The organism is Dissulfurispira sp. (assembly GCF_036745535.1).
Lineage (GTDB): Bacteria > Nitrospirota > Thermodesulfovibrionia > Thermodesulfovibrionales > Dissulfurispiraceae > Dissulfurispira.
The window spans coordinates 1-2,898 of the sequence record NZ_DAIOFX010000132.1 but is presented as its reverse complement, the minus strand read 5'-3'; the positions used below and the strand labels follow the sequence as shown (position 1 = coordinate 2,898).

General features: G+C 46.5%; 4 protein-coding genes. 1 reads left to right on the top strand and 3 read right to left on the bottom strand.

The features are described from left to right. Window positions 1-66: 66 nt before the first annotated feature. Window positions 67-411, top strand: a complete 345-nt coding sequence (locus V7L97_RS11960; RefSeq protein ID WP_333656281.1) for a TusE/DsrC/DsvC family sulfur relay protein — start codon at window positions 67-69, stop codon at window positions 409-411. 61 nt (window positions 412-472) lie between these two features. Here the strand turns inward: V7L97_RS11960 and V7L97_RS11955 are convergent, their stop codons facing one another. The 3 genes from V7L97_RS11955 to V7L97_RS11945 form a co-directional block, all read right to left on the bottom strand. Then, a complete protein-coding gene (locus tag V7L97_RS11955; protein ID WP_333656280.1) occupies window positions 473-1,228 on the bottom strand; it encodes a FecR family protein in 756 nt (251 codons plus the stop codon). Between the two features lie 33 nt (window positions 1,229-1,261). Next, window positions 1,262-2,080, bottom strand: a complete 819-nt coding sequence (locus V7L97_RS11950) for a hypothetical protein (RefSeq protein WP_333656279.1) — start codon at window positions 2,078-2,080, stop codon at window positions 1,262-1,264. Window positions 2,081-2,162: 82 nt separating this feature from the next. Beyond that, window positions 2,163-2,898: sodium:calcium antiporter (locus V7L97_RS11945; RefSeq protein ID WP_333656278.1), on the bottom strand; the 736-nt coding region annotated here is incomplete at its 5' end.

Below are 2,898 nucleotides of genomic sequence, written 5' to 3'. Positions count from 1 at the left end.
ACACCGCAACTTTAACAGATTGTAAGTATATGTTTGACAAACTTCGTTAGAAGAGTGAGGTGCAAAATGCCTGTAATCGAATATGGAAGTTTAAAGATCAATGTTGATGATGAGGGCTACCTTGTTAATTTCAATGACTGGAACGAGCAGGTTGCATGTGCACTGGCAGAAAGAGAAGGGGTTGAAGAACTCACAAAGGAAAAACTGGATATATTGAAATTCATCAGAGAGTATTACAGGAAGTACAACTTCTTCCCTATTCTAAATGCCGTATGCAAAAACGTGCATCAGCCAAAGAACTGTATCAATGAGCAGTTCATGGACCCGCTGCAGGCATGGAAGCTGGCAGGACTTCCAAAGCCGAGCGAGGATATAGTCAACATCATAGAGTATGGGCAAACACCGACATAAAAGCAAACATGCAGCGGGCAGGATATCTGTATCCTGCCCGCGGACTACCCTGCCCGCAGTTTTATTTGTTGCATCCTATAAACCGCATCGGATCCTTTTGAAGCATAGCTTGAGGCAAGGAGGATGCGGGTGTTGTCTCCCTTTCGTACTCTTTAATTATTTCTGAAGGCACAGGTTCCGGCGTTGTGGGCTGCCTGTCTTCTTTAACCACAGTCATGTTTCCGGCTGTTACCAAAACAGGCATATCCGGAAACGCAAGGTTATAAACAGCCACTACTCCCTCTTTCACAATAAACCGCGAAACATCGCCCTCATGAGATGCAAAATAATCCGTTCCTCTGACCCCTCCCACAGCGTTAATGGTTCTTATCTCAAATTTATTCGCTCCTGGCGATACTGCTATGCGTTTTGCAAGCTGTTTCGGAACAATCGCCTCTGCTTTTCCATCATGCATCGAGATGACAGCCTTGCCTCCTGTTGCATACTCGCTGATATCTATCCTGCTTCGCTGTGCAATCCTGAGTATATTGCCATCGTAAAATACTATCTCTGCCTTTGAATCGCTCTTTGTCTTGATAAGGTCATTTGCAGAGATAGTTGTCCCAATACTTGCAATGGCAGCAGGAAATTTGCCGTCCCTCATAACCTCCACCCTTCCTTCAACAGCGCTGAATTTTCCGACAACCTCCGTTGCATGCGCGGCAAAGGCGCTGAACAGAAAAAACAGGGCAATAGTGCAGCAGAGCAGAAGCGCAGCAGTTTTTCTCGCGCCGGTGGCAATCACTGTCTTTTCATTACTCCGTTTTTTGCATCTCATCCCTTGCCTCCCTTTTACTCTTAACTCTGTTCATTACTCGCACTCCAATATGCAGGTCTCCGGCTTGTCGGCAAAAATCGCGTTATAATAAGACACCTCGGCTATGAATAAATCCTCAAAATTCGAAGTCCTGTAGAACAGCTTGTTTATTTTGCTGCCGGTTTTATTCTGCTCGGCATTATCGCCGAGCCATTCCTGACGAACAGCGTTATTGTCTGTAGTACTGCTCGATGAATTTGAGCTGCTCGAACTGCTTGATGATGAGGAGGAAGAAGATGATGATGAACTTAAGGAGGAGGATTGCCATCTCAGGTATGGGTAGGACACACCTTCGTTAATATTCCATACGGTGGTAAAATCCCATCCGCTAAAGCTCGCCCGCTGCTTCATCTGGGCTGTTGTCAGGCCGGTGCAGCCGCTATCGCTGCCTGAGCCAACACAGTTCGATCTGCCTGAAGTCTGGGTGTCCCAATAAGAGTTGGTGATTGTGCCATCGGTTTCACCATCTACCAGTCCGCCGACATCGGTGCTGCCGTCCACGCTGCCGGTGTTATACGAATTGCTGATTTGGCTCTTGTTCTTACCCGCCAGACCTCCGACATAATCCCTGCCGGTTACACTGCCGCCAACCAGTCCTACATTCCTTATGCTTGCATCAGCAACAGCACCAAGAGCTTTGAACAGTCCGATATAATCTTCGCCGGGTCTGTTAATAGTAAGCCCCGTGATGGTATGCCCGAGACCGTTAAAAACGTCATTAACGCTCACCGGCGCAAAGCCGGCTCCACTGTTCCATTCCGAAGTGACAGAGGCATTTATATTCGCGCCCAGCGCGTAGTAATCACCGTTCATGCCCTGCCAGAAACTGGGAGTGGAAAACAGGGTTGCCGCGGCAAGGGTTATTATAGAGAATAATAAGTCGGATGGGTAGATGCTATTTCAAAAAGATACTTGCCGCATATATAATATAAAACAAACCGCCAAGAAGGACTGTAACTGGAGACAACCTGCCCCTTATCTGGATGTCCGCTATTGCAACAACCGCCGAGATCAATGCCAGAATTGCAGAAAACAGGGCAAATCCTGAAATGTTCCAATCCGTAAACAACAATCCTATGGATACAGGGAATGTGGATTGAAACACCATTGCACCCGTAATATTGCCCATGGCGAGTGTGTCCCTTCCCTTCAGCGTCCATGTAACGCTGTTGAACTTTTCAGGAAGCTCGGTTGCAACAGGAGCTATCAGCAGGGCAAAGAGCAGAGGGTTCATGCCCCATGTGACAGAGAGTTTTTCGAGATTCCCCACGAATACATGGGCACCGCCGACCATTATGGCAAGGGCTGATAGTACTTGAAATATTATAAGCGGCAAACCCGCAGGCTGATGACTTCTAATAAAAAACCTCTTGAAATACAACTCCTCTGCATGCATTATATCAGCGCTTTCGCCCTTGAAGGTAATATAAGCATATATTAGATAGCCGATAACAAGGGATACTGCAATGAAGATGTGGGACTTGGGCACAAGAAATGGAAAGAAAATTGCCGAGGCATACATTATCACAAAAAATATGCGGTCCCGCTTCATGGAATGTACCTCAACAATCAGTTCAAATCTCCTCCTACTAAGAATATGTGTTATAAGATTTATACAAACGGGTTTTACC

Coding starts and splice junctions, on each gene's coding strand:
- V7L97_RS11960 (WP_333656281.1), top strand. CDS start 67: ATGCCTGTAATCGAATATGGAAGTTTAAAGATCAATGTTGATGATGAG.
- V7L97_RS11955 (WP_333656280.1), bottom strand. CDS start 1,228: ATGAGATGCAAAAAACGGAGTAATGAAAAGACAGTGATTGCCACCGGC.
- V7L97_RS11950 (WP_333656279.1), bottom strand. CDS start 2,080: ATGAACGGTGATTACTACGCGCTGGGCGCGAATATAAATGCCTCTGTC.